The organism is Parabacteroides sp. AM17-47 (assembly GCF_003434625.1).
GTDB classification, from domain to species: domain Bacteria; phylum Bacteroidota; class Bacteroidia; order Bacteroidales; family Tannerellaceae; genus Parabacteroides; species Parabacteroides distasonis.
The window spans coordinates 177,711-195,795 of the sequence record NZ_QTLI01000006.1 but is presented as its reverse complement, the minus strand read 5'-3'; the positions used below and the strand labels follow the sequence as shown (position 1 = coordinate 195,795).

The following is an 18,085-nucleotide window of genomic DNA, read 5'->3' as shown; positions in this document are numbered from 1 at the left end:
AATATGGAAAAGATAAAAGTACTACTAGTAGAAGACGAGCCTACATTGGCCATGATCATCAAGGATACGCTGGATGGGAACGAGTTCGATATCACCCTAGCGGCGAATGGCGAGGAGGGCCTCTCCCGTTATGCGGAGATCAACCCGGACATTATCGTAGCGGATATCATGATGCCCAAGATGGATGGTTTCACGATGGTCAAATTGATCCGTAAGACGGATACGCACACCCCTGTCCTATTCCTATCGGCCCGTTCCGCGGCCAACGACGTGGTAGAGGGCTTCGAGACAGGCGGCAACGATTACCTGAAAAAGCCTTTCGGCATGGCGGAATTGATCGTGCGCATCAAGGCGTTACTGCATAAGGTGTCCGTCCAAAGACCGGAAGCCACCTCTTTCCGTATCGGGCTTTATACGTTCGATTCCATCACGCAGACATTGGTCTACCGGGGAGAGAAACAACTCCTCAGCAACCGGGAATCCGAGATATTGAAGCGCCTTTGCGACAATAAGGACCAAGTATTACCGATGAAAGAGATCTTGATAGACCTTTGGGGAGATGATTCTTTCTTCAACGCACGCAGCCTGCATGTCTTTATCACCAAGCTACGTCATAAGTTATCGAAAGACGAGTCTATCAAGATTTTGAATATCCGGGGAATCGGATATAAGCTGATCATCGATTGAATTGCTTCAATGCCTGTGCCATCTGGTCCGGGCATGAAGTTCCCCTTCCATGACAATCGATGCCAGACAAACGGCCGATAGCGTCTTCGATGCGCATACCTTTCAATAAGGCGCACATGCCTTGCCCGTTACCGTGGCAACCTCCTACAATCTGCACATTCTCGATCACGTCCTCCTTCGCGTCGATCACCATCAACTTAGAACAAACGCCTCCTTGAGGCGTATAGGTTATACGTCGTGTTTCCATTTTCTTTTTCTCTCCTTTTTATAAACGAGTCGCAAAGGTATAAATAAATTTAACTACATTTGTAGCATCTAATTTACAAAAACATGACATACGAGGAAACGCTACACTATCTATATACCAGCATCCCGGTCTTCCAACACAGCGGAGCTTCCGCTTACAAACCCGGTCTTGGTACAAGTATCGCCCTAGATGATTATCTGGGAAATCCGCATAAAGCCTATAAGACCATCCATGTAGCCGGGACAAACGGCAAAGGCTCGGTCAGCCATCTATTGGCGGCCATTCTCCGGCAATCCGGTTTCAAGGTCGGGCTTTATACCTCTCCCCACTTAGTGGACTTCCGGGAGCGCATCCGGGTGAACGGGAAAAAGATCTCCCAAGATTACGTGGTCGATTTCGTCGAACGCCATCGTTCTTTCTTCGAGCCTCTCCATCCTTCTTTCTTCGAGCTGACGTCCAGTATGGCTTTTGAGTATTTCCGCGACCAGCAGGTAGATTACGCGGTTATCGAGGTCGGGCTTGGCGGTCGTTTGGACAGTACGAACATTATCACTCCGATCTTGAGTATCATCACGAATATCAGTCTGGATCATACGCAATTCTTGGGAGATACGGAGGAGAAGATAGCGGCGGAGAAAGCCGGCATTATCAAAAAAGGCGTACCCGTCCTTCTGGGGGAGGCAGAGAAACGCTCCGTTTTCGACCTCTTCCAGAACGAGGCGAGAAAGGCAGGAGCACCCTTCCACTACGCCTTGAGCATGGGAATGCTGGAGGGGACCGGAGGGTTGTCGATGGTACACTGGAAGTTCCCCTCCGTAGAATACGGCGAGGTGATCGGCGAGCTTGCCGGAGAGGTACAACAAGCCAACGCCATCACGGTGTTCTCCGCCCTGCACCTGCTCCGCGAGAAGTGCGGTGTTGACATCCTGCCCGAGGCCGTCCATGAAGGGTTCGGGCACGTGACCCAACTGACGGGTTTGATGGGCCGCTGGCAAACCTTGCGGACAAAACCGACCGTCATTTGCGACACCGGGCACAACGTGGGTGGATGGAAACACATAGCGGAACACCTGAATGCCATGAGAAGCCGTTTCCGCGAAATTTATATGATCGTCGGTATGGTGAACGACAAGGATATCGACGGCGTATTATCCTTGATGCCACCAGATGCTTCTTATTTCTTCACGCAAGCCTCCGTGGAGAGAGCGATGCCCGTAAAGGATTTCGCCATGAAAGCCATGCGGAAGGGACTGCCCGGAGTCCTTTGCGAAACGGTGGAAGAGGCGGTCGAGAAAGCGTTAAAAAGTGCCGACAAGGATGACTTGATCTTTATCGGCGGAAGCACCTTTATCGTAGCGGACGCTCTCCCCTTGTTCATGAAAGAAGACGAATACAAATAATATAACTCTATAAAACAAATATCATGATAGAAAAAATTCATCAGAAACTAAGTGACTCGAAAGTCGCACGCTGGAGTGTACTCGCTTTGGCGGCATTCACGATGCTTTGCGGATACTTCCTTACGGATGTAATGGCTCCGCTTAAACCGATGTTGGAAGAACAGCTAAGCTGGACGAGTACGGAATATGGTTGGTTCACCAGCGCTTACGGTTGGTTCAACGTATTTCTTTTCATGTTGATTATTGGTGGTATCGTTCTGGATAAGATGGGTGTCCGTTTCACGGGTGTCGCTTCCTGTATCTTGATGATTATCGGTTGTTCCATTAAATATTACGCCATCTCGGACGCGTTTACGATGGAAGGAGAGCTTTTCGGATGGAAAGCGCAAGTGATGGTGGCCGCCCTCGGATACGCAATCTTCGGTGTCGGCGTGGAGACCGCCGGTATCACGGTATCTAAGATTATCGTACGGTGGTTCAAGGGAAAAGAGATGGCGTTGGCTATGGGCTTGGAGATGGCTACGGCTCGTTTGGGTACGGCCTTGGCTTTATCTATCACGGTTCCCGCCGCCAAGTACTTCGGTAGTATCTCCGCTCCTATCTTGCTTTGTCTTTGTATGTTGTGTATCGGTTTGATCGCCTTCCTCGTATTTTGCGTGATGGATCGCAAGCTGGACGCTTCGATGGACGCTATCGAGCAAGCCGAGGAGGAAGAGCCTTTCCGTTTGAAAGATATCTTATTGATCGTTACCAATAAGGGTTTCTGGTTGATCGCTCTGCTTTGCGTATTATTCTATTCGGCCGTATTCCCCTTCTTGAAATACGCTACGGACTTGATGGTCAATAAATATAACGTAGATCCGGAGTTGGCGGGAAACATCCCGGCTATCTTACCTTTCGGCACGATTCTTCTGACTCCGTTCTTCGGTAACTTATACGACCGCAAGGGTAAAGGGGCGACGATCATGATCTATGGTGCCTTGATGTTGATCGGCGTGCATTTATTATTCACACTTCCGATCTTGAATCAGTGGTGGTTCGCGACAATCGTGATGATCGTATTGGGTATCGCTTTCTCCTTGGTTCCATCGGCGATGTGGCCATCTGTTCCGAAGATTATCCCGGAGAAGCAATTAGGCACGGCTTATGCCTTGATTTTCTGGGTACAGAATATCGGTCTGAGTATGGTTCCCTTATTAATCGGCTGGATATTGGATACGTATTGTAAAATAGACAATGGTACGGGCAAACCGGCTTACGACTATACGATACCGATGGCAGTCTTCACCTGCTTCGGTGTACTCGCCCTCTTCATCGCCTTGATGTTGAAACGTGAGGACCGGATCAAAGGCTACGGCCTTGAATTGCCGAACATCCAAAAGGACGCCGATAAAGCCGAGGCCGAGATAATCGCTAAAGAGATGATCGCAGAGCCTTAAAAGCTCATAACCCTAAATAAATGGAAGGCGCTGTAAACTTGATTTACTGCGCCTTTCTTTTTGATGACTGAAAACCATCGTCATTGGAACACACAAAAAGTTCGTTTGAAAAAGAGGAGTAGCGAAACAACTACAATATGCCTTATTCATAAAATCTTTTTTAGCGGTAATATTAATAAAAAGCACCCTTGATTTTCGGAACGGCATATTGAAATGTGGCATTTATCCGTGGTCCAGCCATCCAAAAGGAAATCATATGTATAGGTCTTAACGCAGTGGCTTATATATTTCATTAGATCCTTATTATCAGTTAAGAATAGATATACAGCTTCACAAATGTCGTTTTGATTAAAAAGGCAAGTGAGCGTGGAGGTTTTGAACACGACTTCCAATGTAATCTGGCTTACGTCATTCCACGTATAAGTGATCATACATAAATCCAGATCCTTCAACAATATCTGCGCTTTCCTTACCGGCAAACCAATTACTTGATGGGATAAGCTAATCATCTCGGAATAATCCCTTTGAGGATATTGATTTTGAGTTTCCATTGATTTCTGTGTTTATCATTCGCAGACAAAATAAGCTTACCGCCTGCTGATATACCATCAATCCCCTTGATAAAATATCAATGTCACGACTAATATTATCAGATGACAGAGATAAATGATATATCTGACTACGTATTTACGGTCGGTAACAATGCCCATTGTAATTTGTAGTTATAAATAAAATTAGGTGCGGTTGCTCTGGATATCTGATACAATAGTAAGATAACTCAGATTTAATACTTATTTTTGTGACAGGATCAATAAGAACTGACATGGAAACAACATTTACCAGAAGAAATAGTCATGGAGCCAACTTAAAACGTTGGAGAGAATGGAGAGGCATCAAACAAGAAGTGCTCGCCGACAAAATAGGGGTATCACAAGCCACCTTATCCGGCTACGAGAAAAAAGACGAATTGGAACCTGAAGTATTGGAAAAGATAACTAAAGCTTTGGATATTCCGACAGAGGCGATCACGGAGCTTAATGAAGGAGCGCTTATCAATATTTATTCTGGCACATGGCAAGATAACGCAACTGCAGCCGGAAGCATTCAAAATCAAACTTTCAATCCCATCGATAAAATAGTCGAGCTTTACGAACGATTATTAAAGGCCGAGCAAGAAAAGGTTGCCATGCTCCATGAAATCATAAAGGATAAATAAGTATCGATTATAGAGACCGTAAGCGAAAATGAGATAATCTTGACATTATGATCGAAATAACAGAATAACGATGTCAAGACCTTTTTACAAATAGAGAAAAAGAGGGAGAGACCTATGATGAAATCATACGTTTTCCCTCTTTTTCTTGCCTAAATACCCCTGTTTGGACTCAAAAGTAATAGAGTTAGGTAACACAAAAGGCTGTATTAGGCAACACGACCGTATGTATTAGGTAACGCAACCGTATGTATTAGGCGATACATACGGAAGAAACAGCCCTCGCATCCTATAGAATTGATCGATACACCCGTATAAAATGGCTATTTTCACCTAAAAATATGAGATACGATGAATTAATCTCGCTAGAATAAAAAGGCCTATTTCCATAAAACACTACAAGACAACCAGATGCTATTATTCTATGCCATTTTCGGAAGCAAGGCGTACCTTAGCCCGGAAAAAACGCTTCTCCGGAAGTTTAGATTACAGAATGTCAAAACGTCAAACCTACTCTTTTACGCGTGATGCCTACAGCTATGCCCGCAAGAAGAAAACTAAAATTAAACTCAAAAATATACTTACAACATTATTATATACAATAAAATATTTATTTTTACACAAAATCTGTTGTTATGACAAAAGAACAATTCCTAAACGATCAGTATGTATCTGGATTTATCCAGTGGCTTCGTGATAAACTATCTAATTTCACCCATTCATATTACAATCAGAAAGAGAAGGAGGAATGGCAATGTACCTCTTTTTATGATGCTTGCCACAAATATAAATGGGGAGGTCTAAATTGGGAGGAAAACAATGCCTTATTGGAAAGTTATGCCAAACGACTTAAAGCGAGTATCCGAAATAATGACAACGAAGCTTGCCAAGATGCTTGCCTCGATATATTAAAATGGGGAGGCGTTATACGGGAAAATCAAGAAAGGATCAAGGCACAAACCAACCTTGTGAATTATCTAATGAAGGCAGAAGGGGTCTTAACCCGTGACTCTTTAGATATAAAGGATGAGATAATTATTATGAACTCAGGATTCACCAAGATTTATTCTTTATATATAAATGATTTTATCATCTACGATAGTCGTGTAGGAGCCGCTTTATGCTATTTGGTGAAACTATATTGTATAGAGCAGAAACAAGGCGGTGTCCCTTCTTTATTAAAATTCGCCTATGGTGATGCCCGAAATCCGGAGGTTAATCGGAATCCTAACAGCGACATTTACAAATTCTCTAAACTTGATCGAGGAAAAATCCATATTGAATGCAACCTTAAAGCCAATTGGCTATTAAAAGAAGTATTAAACTTCCCAGAATGCCAATTTAAAGACATGCGTTCTCTGGAAGCAGCCCTCTTCATGATCGGGTATGCAATTCCAAAAGAGCAAGAACAGCAAACATTAAAAACATACCGAATTATGAAATTAGCAGAAGCTCTCAGCTTACGAGCTGATTTACAAAAAAGAATATCACAACTGGAAGTCCGGCTAAAAAACAATGCCCGGATTCAAGAAGGTGAAGAGCCCGCAGAAGATCCACGGGGGCTTATGGATGAGTTGAATAATAATCTGAATGATTTGGAGACACTGATTTTCAGAATCAACCGAACCAACATGGCTACCCTTGCAGAAGGTACAAGCCTTACGGAAATGATCGCAAAGAAAGATATCTTAGCATTGCGCATCTCCGTCCTTCGTTCCGTCACACAATCGGCAACGGGCAGTTTAGAACGTTATTCGGCAAATGAAATCCGTTATGTCCGCACAATAAATGTGGCAGATTTACAAAAAGAAATAGATTCATATTCCAAGCAATTACGTGAATTGGACGTGAAGATCCAACAGCTAAATTGGTTGACGGAACTGATATAAAGCATAATTCAGGTAGTTCTTTTTAAATAGGGCGAGTATATCTCTGGCAATTGAGAATGAATTGTCGAACTTACTGCGAATGGAAGCGAGAGCGGAGCATAGCGCAAAAAGAATCGTAATGCTCAGTATTGTTACAAGCTCAAGCCACAGGTTGCATTGTTACTACCGCATACTGACTATAAAGAGAATGAGGGCGGGTCGGAGGGATTTTCTTTTAAGCAGGCATTTAATTATGGGCATTCTAATGGATATGGAGAAACAGGTCGCTGGCGGTATGACACTTATGGAGAAATTTTGGTGTGATTATCCTATTTGCCCATCAGATTAAGGTAATTCTGATCGGTAAACATTATCTTCGCGTATCATATAAAACAAACATTAAATACTATGATCTGTTTCCCGAATGCCAAGATAAACCTAGGTCTGAACGTGGTAAGCAAACGTCCGGACGGTTATCATAATATAGAGACCATCTTCTATCCGATCCCCGTGAAGGATGCCCTCGAGATCGTCGCCTCGGATCAGCCCAGTTTCACCGGGACCGGAATCCCGGTAGACGCTCCCCAAGAGAAGAACCTCGTCATAAAAGCGCTGAACGCCCTAAAGACGAGATACGAGATTCCCCCGCTAGAGATCCATTTGTTGAAAGCGATACCTTTTGGCGCCGGGCTTGGAGGAGGTTCCGCCGATGCCGCTTTTATGTTGAAGCTGGTCAATGATTTCTGCGGTTTGGATATTCACCCGGATGAGTTGGAGGCGATAGCGTCCACCATCGGAGCCGATTGCCCGTTCTTTATCCGTAACACGCCGGTATTCGCGACTGGCACGGGAAACCAATTCGAGCCCGTGGACTTGTCCTTAAAGGATTATTATCTATGCTTAATTAAACCGGATGTAGCCGTCTCCACCCCCGAAGCCTATTCGATGGTAACACCCGCCACGCCCGAGACCTCCTTGAAAGAGATCATCCGGCTACCGGTATCCGAATGGAAAGAGCGGATGGTGAACGATTTCGAGCGGAGCGTATTCCCGAAACATCCCGTGATCGAGCGGATCAAGGATACCTTATACGAGGGAGGCGCCTTATATGCCGCCATGTCCGGCTCCGGATCGTCCGTGTTCGGTTTGTTCGAAAAACCAACCCATTTCAAGGAACAATCCCTGTTCAGCGATTGTTTTCTATGGGAAGGACAATTGTCATGAATCAAATAGAGACTTTTTTTGATACGATGGCGGAACGCTGGGACGCTGTCTGCGTACATGATCCGGAAAAAATCCGGACGATATTGGATCGTACCAACCTGCGGCGGAACGCTCGCATCCTCGATGTCGGTTGCGGCACGGGGATATTGGAAAGTTACCTGCTGCCGTACGAACCCCGCCAAATCGTAGCTATCGATATAGCGGGCCAAATGATCGAGAAAGCACGCGTGAAATATCCGGATCATCCGCTCATCGAGTTCCTCCAAGAGGACGCTATGAGCTACAAGGGGAAAGGATTCGACTATATTATCCTGTATAGCGCCTACCCGCATTTCATGCGGCCGGAACGGTTGATCAAGCATATGAGCGACTTGCTCGTGCCCGGCGGTAAATTGGTTATCTGCCACAGCGAGAGCAAGGAAAAGATCAATACGCACCACCATCGGCACGCCGATCGATTATCGCTGCCCTTGCCCCCGGCCCGAGAGGTGGCGGCATTGATGGAGCCTTATCTTCTTCCGCTCGTCGTAGAGGATACCGAACAGCTTTACATCGTTTGCGGAAAACGTTTATCCTAAACTAATTATATATGAACAGAAAAACTAACTTAATTCCGGCATTGCTTCTTTCCGCCCTTTCGCTTTACGCCATGGAAGACGTGAAAGTAACGCAATTCCAGCACGCAGGCCCGTTCACGGTCAACAAGCCGATCCTAGCGGACAGCCTCAACGTAAACGGCAAGCCTTTCGAGGCAAAGAATCTATTAAAAGCGACCTTACCGTTCGAGCAAACGCTTGCGAACGCCACGGTACTCGACGCTGACACGGCAGGCGCGATCACCTTCGCCGCCCCGCAAAAGGGATATGCCTTGCATCTATTCTCTTTCTTCTTGAACAGCGACCGGTACGTAAAAGGTACGCTCGATATATCGGGTCCCGGGGCGTTCGAAGTATTCGTCAATGATAAACCGGTAGGAGCCTCTTCCGAGTTGGTGATGGAACCCCGCCGCTATCAAGTAGTCGTTAAATACCTGACAGCGGAAACAGACACTTGTCCTCCCAGCCTAAAGGCTACCTTCAAGAGCGAGGCGGAAGCGAAAGTCGTAGCTTCCTTGAACCCGGAGAAACGCTACACCCTTCTGAATATCCTAGAAGGAAAGGATTTCCAAGGCGTAAGTGTCTCCCCGAACGGGAAGTATGCCTTGGTAAAATACGTCAACCGATTCCCGGAGGGCAAGAGCGAATCGTACGGGCAATTGATGGATGCCGCTACGGGACGGGTCTTATTGCAAGACGGAAGTTTCTTGACAACCGCCAAATGGATGCCTAAAAGCAATCGATTGTATTACACCCGCACCGGTCTGGACGGTACGGAGTTGGTAACTGTAGATCCGGCGACCTACCAACAAACAGTATTAGTCCCGAACCTTCCGAAAGGGCGGTTCGTATTCACCCCCGATGAGTCCACGCTTCTCTATACCGTAGAAGAGGAAGGTCCAAAGGAAGGGACGGACTTGATCCGTGTATTAGAGCCGGCAGACCGCATCCCGGGTTTCCGTGACCGCTCCTTTATCTGGCGGTATGACTTAAAAACAGGTTTGTACGAGCAACTTACTTTCGGGCATACGGACACTTATATCAATGATATCAGCACTGATAGCCGCTATCTATTGTTCAGTACCAGCGACCGGGTGTACACCTCCTTGCCGCACTCCCTGGGCTCCCTTTATAAATTGGATTTGCAGACCATGGCGATCGATACGATCTGGGAAAAAGCCCCGTACGTAAACCAAGCCGCCTTCTCGCCCGACGGTAAACAGTTATTGGTAGCCGGGGCAGGCGACGCTTTCGACGGGATCGGACGAAATATCAAGCAAGGACAGATCTCCAACTCGTACGACGGGCAGTTATTCCTATACGATCTGGCAAGCCGTAAAGCTTCCCCGCTCACCAAGGACTTCAATCCGAACGTGATCGATGCCGTATGGAACCGCTTCAACGGGCAAATCTATATCCTCTGTGAGGATGAGGATTACCAACGGATCTATACGTGCGACCCGGCAAATGGAAAGATCAAGCAAGTAGCCGCCTCCGAGGATATTATCATGTCGTATGCGTTGGCCGACAACGCTCCGGTTCTCTTCTATTACGGACAGAGCGCGTCCAACGCCAACCGCCTTTACGCTTACGACCTGAAAGGAGGAAAGAACCGCTTGGTGTATGATCTCTCGCAAGATAAATTAAAAGATATCGCCTTAGGCGAGGTACACGACTGGAACTTCAAGTCGGATGACGGTACGACGATCCAAGGTCGTTATTACCTACCGCCTCATTTCGATCCGAATAAGAAATATCCGATGATCGTTTATTACTATGGCGGTACTTCCCCGACGAACCGTGCGCTGGAGATGCGTTATTCCATGCATATGTACGCCGCTCTCGGATACGTGGTCTACACCTTGAATCCGAGTGGAACAACGGGCTTCGGACAGGAATTCGCCGCCCGCCATGTGAACGCATGGGGCCTGAAGACCGCCGATGAGATCATCCAAGGCACCAAGCTGTTCTGCAAGGAGCATTCTTTCGTGAACGAGAAGAAGATCGGTTGCATCGGTGCCAGCTACGGCGGATTCATGACACAATACCTACAAACCCGTACGGACATTTTCGCCGCCGCTATCAGCCATGCCGGTATTAGCGCGTTGAGTAGCTATTGGGGAGAAGGTTATTGGGGATATGGCTATTGCTCCGTAGCGAATGCCGGCACTTATCCTTGGAACGCCCCGGAGTTCTTTACCAAGCAAAGCCCGTTGTTCAACGCCGATAAGATCAAGACCCCGCTCCTGTTGCTTCACGGCAACGCCGATACGAACGTACCCATCGGGGAAAGTATCCAGATGTTCGCCGCCTTGAAGATCCTAGGGAAAACCGTGGAATTCGTGCAGGTGGATGGCGAGAATCATGGTATCGTAGGTTATCAGAAGCGTATAGGCTGGCAAAATACCATCTACGCATGGTTCGCCAAATGGCTGAAAGACGAGCCGGAATGGTGGAAAGCCTTATATCCGGATCGTACTTTATAAGAATATTTATTTGAACGAAAGCGTCTGTGTCTCCCGCAAGGGAATCGCAGGCGCTTTATTCGTTTGCTCAACCCCAGCTGTCATCCGGATCAGCTCCGTTTACGAACGGTAATTTTGATACAAAGATCCGTAATATATATACATATACTTGAGATAAATCCGAATATCTTTGTGATGTCAAACAATAACGATATCCTCATGAAAACAAAAGCAATCGCACTCTTCCTGCTAGGCTTCATACCAGCCTTCGCACAAGATATTTCTCAACCCGCCCCAGAGAAGAACTTAGTCCGCCTATCCAAGATCACGGTCGATCCCGCCCAGTTGGAGCGTTATAACGCCTTTCTGAAAGAAGAGATCGAGGCTTCCATGCGTCTAGAGCCGGGTGTTCTTACACTGTATGCCGTATCGGAGAAAGAACATCCAAATAAAGTAACCATCCTAGAGATTTACGCAGATCAAGACGCTTATAAAAACCATATCCAAACGCCCCATTTCCAGAAATACAAACAAGGAACATTACAGATGGTGCAAGAGTTGGAACTGGTAGATAGCACGCCCCTGATCCCCGGACTAAAGATAAAATAAAACAAGAATCCCCGCTTTCCGGCACGAAGCCATCTAAGCGGGGATTCCATATATCCATGAAAATCTAAATTACTTGTTATTCGATCATTTGATATTCGGATTCAATTTATGCCATTCGGAAATAGCGGGAAGCACGCCCATAGCGATCACCTCGTCACGTAAAGCGCAAAGGTGCTTGTAGCTCTTCTCCAAGGCAGCCTCTTCTTCCGGTGTACCATGCACCTCTTTCAACGTTACGCCGTCTTTCGTAATCGAGGTCTCCCAAGCCATCATGATATGATCGAACTTACCGTTTGATACATAAGCGCCAGCCGGCCAACGGAACGGTTTACCACCCATTGCCGCAGCGATCATCTCGATAGATACATACGATGGGCTTTGGAAGGAAGAACGGCCACGCAAGGCGATAATGTTCGCGCCACCCTTCGTAACCTTTGTCTGTATCTCCGCCCATTGATCTTTCGTCAAGGCATCCGTACCGATAAGCTCAGTTAAAGGTTTACCATCCACTTTAGCGGTAGAGGCGAAAACAGCCATTTGCTCGCCATGGCCACCATACGTACGGCAATTCTCAACCTGATCCATAGAGATACCGAAATGTTTTGCCAACTCACTGCGTAAACGAGTAGAATCCAATGCGGCCAACGTCGTAACCTGAGAAGGTTTCAAGCCGGAATACAATAAGGTAATCAAACCGGTAATATCCGCCGGGTTAAAGATAACCACGATATGCTTTACGTCCGGGCAATAAGCCTTTACGTTCTTGCCGAACTCCTCGGCGATAGCGGCGTTTCCTTTTAGGAGATCCTCACGGGTCATACCTGCCTTTCTTGCGGCACCACCGGAGTTAACGATATATTTAGCGCCAGTCAAAGCCTCCTTGATGTCTGAGGTAAAAGTGATGTTTACACCCTCGAAACCACAATGGAATAATTCCTCGGCAACTCCCTCCAAACCCGGTGCGTAAGGGTCGTACAAACAAATGTTGGAAGTTAGTCCCATCATAATAGCGGTCTGTGCCATATTAGAACCGATCATACCTGCTGCGCCGACAATCGTCAGCTTCTCGTCTGTGAGTGTTTTCATAAGAAACCTTGTTTTTAAATGTTTATTTTTCTTTTCGACACAAAGATACGAGATTGAGAACTCTTGTCCTAATCATAAAAACGAATCCCCCATAAATAAAAGTTATGAATAGCGTCTCTATGATTATTCCAAGATTATCACGTACCTTTGCATTATGAAAACATTTAAACTAGACAATTGGTTGCCCACAACGAAGAAAGAAGTCGAGGCACGGGGATGGGATTACCTCGACGTGATCCTTTTCTCGGGAGACGCCTATGTGGATCACCCCTCTTTCGGGGCGGCCGTGATCGGTCGTGTATTGGAAGCGGAAGGATTACGGGTAGCGATCGTACCGCAACCGGATTGGCGGGGAGATTACCGGGATTTCAAGAAGCTCGGCGTTCCCCGGCTTTTCTTCGGTGTATCCGCCGGTGCCATGGATTCAATGATCAACCATTATACTGCCAATAAGCGATTACGCAGCGACGACGCCTATACGCCGGACCAACGTCCGGGAATGCGCCCGGATTATCCGAGCATTGTCTATACTAAAATACTGAAAGAATTGTATCCGGATGTCCCCGTCGTATTGGGTAGCATCGAGGCCTCATTACGCCGGCTTACGCATTACGATTATTGGCAAGATAAGCTATTACCGGGAATCCTTGCCAGTAGCCCGGCCGATTTATTGATTTACGGCATGGGCGAGAAGCCGATCAAGGAGTTGGTGCGCCGCCTAAAGTCCGGCATTCCTTTCAACGAGATCAAGGACATCCGCCAAACGGTTTATCTGGCAGACAAAGAGGATGCGAAAGACGATGATATCGTGCTCTTCTCACACGAGGAATGCCTAAAAGATAAATTGAAACAAGCGAAGAATTTCCGGCATATCGAAGAGGAATCCAACAAGTACAATGCCTCACGTATCTTGCAAAAGGTAGGAAAGCAAGTGATTGTGGTGAATCCTCCCTTCCCTCCAATGACGGAAGCGGAGATAGATGCCTCCTACGACCTTCCCTACACCCGCTTGCCGCATCCCAAATATAAAGGGAAAGTGATACCGGCTTTCGAGATGATCAAGTTCTCGGTGAATATCCACCGGGGTTGTTTCGGAGGATGCGCGTTCTGTACCATATCGGCGCATCAAGGGAAGTTCATCGCCTCCCGAAGCAAGGAATCGATCTTGAAGGAAGTGAAAGCGATTACCGAAATGCCGGATTTCAAGGGATATCTAAGCGATCTGGGAGGCCCTTCCGCCAATATGTACCGTATGAAAGGGAAAGATGAGCGGATTTGCGCCAAATGCAAGAAACCGTCTTGTATCTCCCCCGTCGTTTGCAAGAACTTGAACGCGGACCATACGCCGCTACTGGATATCTACAAAGCGGTAGATAGACTTCCCGGGATCAAGAAGTCGTTTATCGGAAGCGGTGTACGCTATGACCTGTTATTGCACCGTTATGCGGATGAGTCTTTAAACAAGGCAGCTCAAACCTATACCGAGGAATTAATCGCCCTCCACGTATCCGGCCGTTTGAAAGTGGCCCCGGAGCATACGCAAGACGAGGTGTTGAAACAAATGCGTAAACCGTCTTTCTCGCAATTCGGACAGTTCAAGAAGATATTCGATAAGGTAAACCGGCAATATGGGTTGAACCAGCAACTCATCCCCTATTTCATTTCCAGCCATCCGGGATGTACCGAGGCGGATATGGCGGAGCTGGCGGTGATCACCAAGAGCTTGCATTTCCAGTTGGAGCAAGTACAAGACTTCACGCCTACGCCGATGACATTGGCTACGGAGATGTATTATACCGGATATCATCCTTATACGTTGGAGAAAGTATATACGGCCCGCTCAAAAGAACAAAAGTTGGCACAACGCCAGTTCTTCTTCTGGTATAAACCCGAGTCACGCCGTCAGATCATGCAAGTATTGCAAAAGATGGGACGAAAGGATTTGATTGAGAAATTATTCGGACAGAGGGGTGACATGAATCCCGCTCCCAGAAAAAGAAGATAATAGGCTTTTGAGATTAGCTGTATCGATGAATTACGAGAGTAGTCGCATCGTATCACGGGAGTAGTCTTGATGGATAACGAGAGTAGTCTCGACAAGTGATGAGACTACTCTCGTTATTCCTTATGATTATTCTTTCACGGCGATCACCTCGATCTCTACCAAACCATTCTTCGGCAGTGTCTTAACGGCTACCGCCGAACGTGCGGGAAACGCACCTTCGAACTGAGAGGCGTATACCTCGTTCATAACGGCGAAGTCGCCCATATCCGCTAAAAATACGGTTGTTTTTACGACATCATTGATGCTATAACCTGCCTCTGCCAAGATAGCGTGAACATTCTTGAACGCTTGGGCGGTTTGTTCCTTTACGGATCCCTCAACGAAAAGTCCCGTAGCAGGATCGATACCCAGCTGTCCGGAAGCGAACAGCATATTGCCTACTTGCACCGCTTGGCTATACGGACCGATAGCGGCGGGAGCGTTTTTTGTAGCGATAACTTTCTTCATTTTCTTCTTTAGTTTATATACATATTATTATTGTTGCTCGTTCATACGTTGGCGAACCACCTCGTACACCAGAATGGAAGTGGCTACAGATACATTCAAGGAGCCAATCGTTCCGAATTGCGGAATCTTTACCATATTATCGCAGATGCGCAAGTTCTCCGGAGACACACCCGTATCCTCCGCTCCCATCACGATCGCTACCGGTCCTTCATACTTCACCGCCGTATAATTCTCCGCCGCTTTCTCGCTGGCGGCAAATACCTTCACCCCGCTTTGCTGCAAGAAACGGATCGCTTGGTTGATACTCTTCTCCTTACAAACCGGCAATACATGCAAGGCGCCGGCAGAGGTCTTGATCGCGTCGGCGTTTACCGAAACGCTTCCTTTTGCCGGAATCACAATCGCATCGACTCCCGCACACTCGCAGGTACGGGCAATAGCGCCGAAATTACGCACGTCCGTAACCCCATCCAGCAATACGATGAAAGGATCTTTTCCTTGCTCATACACAAAAGGAATGATATCTTCCAAGCTCTGGTAGGTAACCGCCGACATAAAAGCGATCACCCCCTGATGATTCTTTCGAGTCAAACGATCCAAGCGTTCAGCCGGAACACGTTGTACCGGTATCTCACGGCCTCTCAGTACCTCAAATAACTCTTTGGATAGATCCCCTTGTAAATCCCTTTTCACAAGGATCTTATCTACCTCCTTATCAGCCTGTATAGCCTCAATCACGGCACGAATGCCGAACACCATCTCGTTTTCTTTCATACTTTATATAACGCAAAACTATTAATTTCACAAATGTAGGGATAAATAATCAATTCTTCAAACCTTCAGCCTTCGCATAGCATTCCCGGCATAAAGGCTCGTATTCGGATTGTTCCCCTAAAAAGACCCGTTTATCATTTCCCACGATACGATGGGATACGTAAGCCAAACGTCCGCATTTCACGCAGATGGCATGCACTTTCGTCACCTCATCGGCGATAGCGCATAGCTCCGGCATAGGACCGAAAGGAACTCCCTTATAGTCCATGTCCAACCCAGCCACGATCACCCGGATACCGTTAGCGGCCAATTGATTGCACACGTTTACCAATCCCTCATCGAAAAACTGGGCCTCGTCTATCCCCACCACATCGATCTCGGAAGTGAACAATAGGATACTGGAGGAAGAATCCACCGGAGTAGAAGGAATCGAATTACTATCGTGCGAGACCACGTTATCCTGCGAATAACGGGTATCGATCGCAGGCTTGAAAATCTCCACCCGCTGCTTGGCGAATTTAGCCCGTTTCAAACGGCGGATAAGCTCCTCCGTCTTACCGGAAAACATGGAACCGCAAATCACCTCGATCCGCCCTTGTCCCGGATACTGGAATATATGTTCTTCTGAAGGCAATGTCATTACTTTCTCCTTTTTTGCCGGCAAAAGTACATAAAAAAGCGGAACCGCGGAAGTTTACTCACCGTATCACCGGTTCTAATTGTCACTGCACAGGCGTTGCAGTGGGCCTGCCTATAGTGATACACGGTGTAAGGCATCCATCGTCCGCCTCGTTATAAATTAAGGTTGGGCCGGTCTATTTTCCAGTTGAGCGACGGTATCTTCCGGTTCAGTAAAAATCCGCCTTATTCCTTCATCCATTGCCTCTATTTTTGCCCGGTAACAAATAACTAGGTATATCTTATGAGAAGAATTTCATACATCCTGCTTCTGGGCATCCTTTTATCGGCATGCCAAAAGAACACAAAGTCCGAAGGCACGAACTTACCTGTCGAGGTGATCTCTCCAATAAAAAAGACAGAGATCGGCAGAAGTCGTGAATACACCTTTTTATCAAGGCCCTACAATGAGACGGTCCTATCTTTCCGCATCAATGGCCCCGTCTTGAATTTCGACTTATGGCCCGGACAAGCGTTCTCCAAAGGCAGCACGATCCTCTCGATCGATAACCGTGACTTCTTGATTCGCAAGCAGCAAACAGAGGCGCTCTATTCGCAAACCAACCAAGAGTATAAACGGATCGAGGCCCTTTACAAAAAGAATAACATCTCCGGAAGTAATTATGAGAAGGCGAAAGCGGATTTCCTTGTTGCCAAATCCAATTACGAGACCGCCGTCAACGCCCTAAGCGATACCCATCTGAGCGCCCCTTACGACGGGTATATCCAAAATATCCATATCGAACCTTTCCAAGACGTGAAAGCGACCGAGCCAATCCTTACCTTCATAGAACTGGACAGGCTCAAGATCGAGACCTATATACCAGAGGAAGTCGCCTTACACTTATATGATAAAGAAAAACAGAAACTATGTCAAGTAGGAATCCATTTCGATACAGATCCCGAACGGACAATCACCCCTTCCGATTTATATGTGTCTAAAAGTACGACAAACAATAACCTCTCTTATCTACTGACCGCCATTATCCCCAACCCCGATATGGAATGGCTGGGCGGAATGAGTGGAATCCTCTCGATCGACCTACCCAAAGAAGAGCGGTCTCAAAATCTATGGCTTCCCTTAACGGCTATCTGTCATCGCCCCCAAAAAGGAGATTATGTATGGGTGGTTAAAGGAGACAAGGTTAACTCCGTTCCCGTCAAACTCGGTGAGCAAAGAAATAACCAGATAGAGATCGTGGAAGGAATCACGGAAAATGACCTTGTCGTATTGACAAGGCAACGTTTCCTTTCCGAAAATAGTACCGTAACCATCCAAAAATAAGT

General features: G+C 46.8%; 17 protein-coding genes. 11 read left to right on the top strand and 6 right to left on the bottom strand.

What is annotated here, in order from left to right; translation table 11 throughout:
- Positions 1-3: 3 nt before the first annotated feature.
- Entirely contained in the window at positions 4-687 is a 684-nt protein-coding gene (locus tag DW205_RS06430; protein ID WP_005862877.1) for a response regulator transcription factor, read from the top strand.
- Here DW205_RS06430 and DW205_RS06425 read toward each other — a convergent pair.
- The gene (locus tag DW205_RS06425; protein WP_005862879.1) at positions 677-934 is read right to left on the bottom strand and encodes a TIGR03905 family TSCPD domain-containing protein; all 258 of its coding nucleotides are present in this window, start codon (positions 932-934) and stop codon (positions 677-679) included. The genes DW205_RS06430 and DW205_RS06425 overlap by 11 nt on opposite strands.
- Positions 935-1,017: 83 nt before the next feature.
- Between DW205_RS06425 and DW205_RS06420 the strand changes: the two genes are divergently transcribed.
- Entirely contained in the window at positions 1,018-2,334 is a 1,317-nt protein-coding gene (locus DW205_RS06420; RefSeq protein WP_005862881.1) for a folylpolyglutamate synthase/dihydrofolate synthase family protein, read from the top strand.
- Positions 2,335-2,357: 23 nt separating this feature from the next.
- Positions 2,358-3,773 (top strand): MFS transporter, encoded by a 1,416-nt coding sequence (locus DW205_RS06415; protein ID WP_005862883.1) that lies wholly within the window; start codon positions 2,358-2,360, stop codon positions 3,771-3,773.
- A gap of 146 nt (positions 3,774-3,919) precedes the next feature.
- Here DW205_RS06415 and DW205_RS06410 read toward each other — a convergent pair whose 3' ends face one another.
- Positions 3,920-4,324, bottom strand: a complete 405-nt coding sequence (locus DW205_RS06410; RefSeq protein ID WP_005862885.1) for a hypothetical protein — start codon at positions 4,322-4,324, stop codon at positions 3,920-3,922.
- 272 nt (positions 4,325-4,596) lie between these two features.
- On the opposite strand from DW205_RS06410, the gene DW205_RS06405 reads away from it, so the two are divergent.
- The 6 genes from DW205_RS06405 (at position 4,597) to DW205_RS06370 (ending at position 11,748) form a co-directional block, all read left to right on the top strand.
- Positions 4,597-4,989 carry a helix-turn-helix domain-containing protein gene (locus DW205_RS06405; RefSeq protein ID WP_005862887.1) on the top strand — a complete coding sequence of 131 codons (393 nt, stop codon included), beginning with the start codon at positions 4,597-4,599 and terminating at the stop codon, positions 4,987-4,989.
- Between the two features lie 632 nt (positions 4,990-5,621).
- The gene (locus DW205_RS22810) at positions 5,622-6,875 is read left to right on the top strand and encodes a DIP1984 family protein (RefSeq protein ID WP_005862889.1); all 1,254 of its coding nucleotides are present in this window, start codon (positions 5,622-5,624) and stop codon (positions 6,873-6,875) included.
- A 387-nt stretch (positions 6,876-7,262) separates the two neighbouring features.
- Positions 7,263-8,078, top strand: coding sequence for a 4-(cytidine 5'-diphospho)-2-C-methyl-D-erythritol kinase (gene ispE / locus DW205_RS06385; RefSeq protein WP_005862891.1), 816 nt, complete (start codon positions 7,263-7,265; stop codon positions 8,076-8,078).
- Entirely contained in the window at positions 8,075-8,656 is a 582-nt protein-coding gene (locus DW205_RS06380) for a class I SAM-dependent methyltransferase (RefSeq protein WP_005862893.1), read from the top strand. Before ispE ends, DW205_RS06380 begins: the two co-directional genes overlap by 4 nt.
- Before the next feature lie 11 nt (positions 8,657-8,667).
- A complete protein-coding gene (locus DW205_RS06375) occupies positions 8,668-11,160 on the top strand; it encodes a prolyl oligopeptidase family serine peptidase (protein WP_005862895.1) in 2,493 nt (830 codons plus the stop codon).
- A gap of 198 nt (positions 11,161-11,358) precedes the next feature.
- Complete coding sequence (locus DW205_RS06370) at positions 11,359-11,748, top strand: putative quinol monooxygenase (protein WP_005862897.1); 390 nt, start codon at positions 11,359-11,361, stop codon at positions 11,746-11,748.
- Positions 11,749-11,832: 84 nt separating this feature from the next.
- On the opposite strand, the gene DW205_RS06365 is transcribed toward DW205_RS06370, so the two are convergent.
- Complete coding sequence (locus DW205_RS06365; protein WP_005862899.1) at positions 11,833-12,834, bottom strand: malate dehydrogenase; 1,002 nt, start codon at positions 12,832-12,834, stop codon at positions 11,833-11,835.
- 154 nt (positions 12,835-12,988) lie between these two features.
- On the opposite strand from DW205_RS06365, the gene DW205_RS06360 reads away from it, so the two are divergent.
- A complete protein-coding gene (locus DW205_RS06360; protein ID WP_005862901.1) occupies positions 12,989-14,839 on the top strand; it encodes a YgiQ family radical SAM protein in 1,851 nt (616 codons plus the stop codon).
- A gap of 126 nt (positions 14,840-14,965) precedes the next feature.
- On the opposite strand, the gene DW205_RS06355 is transcribed toward DW205_RS06360, so the two are convergent.
- Genes DW205_RS06355 through DW205_RS06345 form a run of 3 tightly spaced genes read right to left on the bottom strand, consistent with a single transcriptional unit; the run spans position 14,966 to position 16,760 of the window.
- On the bottom strand, positions 14,966-15,346 hold the full coding sequence (locus tag DW205_RS06355; protein ID WP_005862903.1) for a RidA family protein: 381 nt from the start codon (positions 15,344-15,346) through the stop codon (positions 14,966-14,968).
- A 27-nt stretch (positions 15,347-15,373) separates the two neighbouring features.
- Positions 15,374-16,120, bottom strand: coding sequence for a 23S rRNA (guanosine(2251)-2'-O)-methyltransferase RlmB (gene rlmB / locus DW205_RS06350; RefSeq protein WP_008778406.1), 747 nt, complete (start codon positions 16,118-16,120; stop codon positions 15,374-15,376).
- Positions 16,121-16,169: 49 nt separating this feature from the next.
- Positions 16,170-16,760: a thymidine kinase gene (locus DW205_RS06345; protein ID WP_005857603.1), complete on the bottom strand. Its 591-nt coding sequence runs from the start codon at positions 16,758-16,760 to the stop codon at positions 16,170-16,172.
- A 282-nt stretch (positions 16,761-17,042) separates the two neighbouring features.
- On the opposite strand from DW205_RS06345, the gene DW205_RS06340 reads away from it, so the two are divergent.
- The gene (locus DW205_RS06340) at positions 17,043-18,083 is read left to right on the top strand and encodes an efflux RND transporter periplasmic adaptor subunit (protein WP_005862907.1); all 1,041 of its coding nucleotides are present in this window, start codon (positions 17,043-17,045) and stop codon (positions 18,081-18,083) included.
- Positions 18,084-18,085 lie beyond the last annotated feature (2 nt).

What these genes read in the sequence shown, in the direction of transcription:
- DW205_RS06355 (WP_005862903.1), bottom strand. Translation starts at nt 15,346, where the DNA reads ATGAAGAAAGTTATCGCTACAAAAAACGCTCCCGCCGCTATCGGTCCG.
- DW205_RS06410 (WP_005862885.1), bottom strand. Translation starts at nt 4,324, where the DNA reads ATGGAAACTCAAAATCAATATCCTCAAAGGGATTATTCCGAGATGATT.
- DW205_RS06365 (WP_005862899.1), bottom strand. Translation starts at nt 12,834, where the DNA reads ATGAAAACACTCACAGACGAGAAGCTGACGATTGTCGGCGCAGCAGGT.
- DW205_RS06425 (WP_005862879.1), bottom strand. Translation starts at nt 934, where the DNA reads ATGGAAACACGACGTATAACCTATACGCCTCAAGGAGGCGTTTGTTCT.
- ispE (WP_005862891.1), top strand. Translation starts at nt 7,263, where the DNA reads ATGATCTGTTTCCCGAATGCCAAGATAAACCTAGGTCTGAACGTGGTA.
- DW205_RS06345 (WP_005857603.1), bottom strand. Translation starts at nt 16,760, where the DNA reads ATGACATTGCCTTCAGAAGAACATATATTCCAGTATCCGGGACAAGGG.
- DW205_RS06375 (WP_005862895.1), top strand. Translation starts at nt 8,668, where the DNA reads ATGAACAGAAAAACTAACTTAATTCCGGCATTGCTTCTTTCCGCCCTT.
- rlmB (WP_008778406.1), bottom strand. Translation starts at nt 16,120, where the DNA reads ATGAAAGAAAACGAGATGGTGTTCGGCATTCGTGCCGTGATTGAGGCT.
- DW205_RS06415 (WP_005862883.1), top strand. Translation starts at nt 2,358, where the DNA reads ATGATAGAAAAAATTCATCAGAAACTAAGTGACTCGAAAGTCGCACGC.
- DW205_RS22810 (WP_005862889.1), top strand. Translation starts at nt 5,622, where the DNA reads ATGACAAAAGAACAATTCCTAAACGATCAGTATGTATCTGGATTTATC.
- DW205_RS06360 (WP_005862901.1), top strand. Translation starts at nt 12,989, where the DNA reads ATGAAAACATTTAAACTAGACAATTGGTTGCCCACAACGAAGAAAGAA.
- DW205_RS06420 (WP_005862881.1), top strand. Translation starts at nt 1,018, where the DNA reads ATGACATACGAGGAAACGCTACACTATCTATATACCAGCATCCCGGTC.
- DW205_RS06430 (WP_005862877.1), top strand. Translation starts at nt 4, where the DNA reads ATGGAAAAGATAAAAGTACTACTAGTAGAAGACGAGCCTACATTGGCC.
- DW205_RS06370 (WP_005862897.1), top strand. Translation starts at nt 11,359, where the DNA reads ATGAAAACAAAAGCAATCGCACTCTTCCTGCTAGGCTTCATACCAGCC.
- DW205_RS06405 (WP_005862887.1), top strand. Translation starts at nt 4,597, where the DNA reads ATGGAAACAACATTTACCAGAAGAAATAGTCATGGAGCCAACTTAAAA.
- DW205_RS06340 (WP_005862907.1), top strand. Translation starts at nt 17,043, where the DNA reads ATGAGAAGAATTTCATACATCCTGCTTCTGGGCATCCTTTTATCGGCA.
- DW205_RS06380 (WP_005862893.1), top strand. Translation starts at nt 8,075, where the DNA reads ATGAATCAAATAGAGACTTTTTTTGATACGATGGCGGAACGCTGGGAC.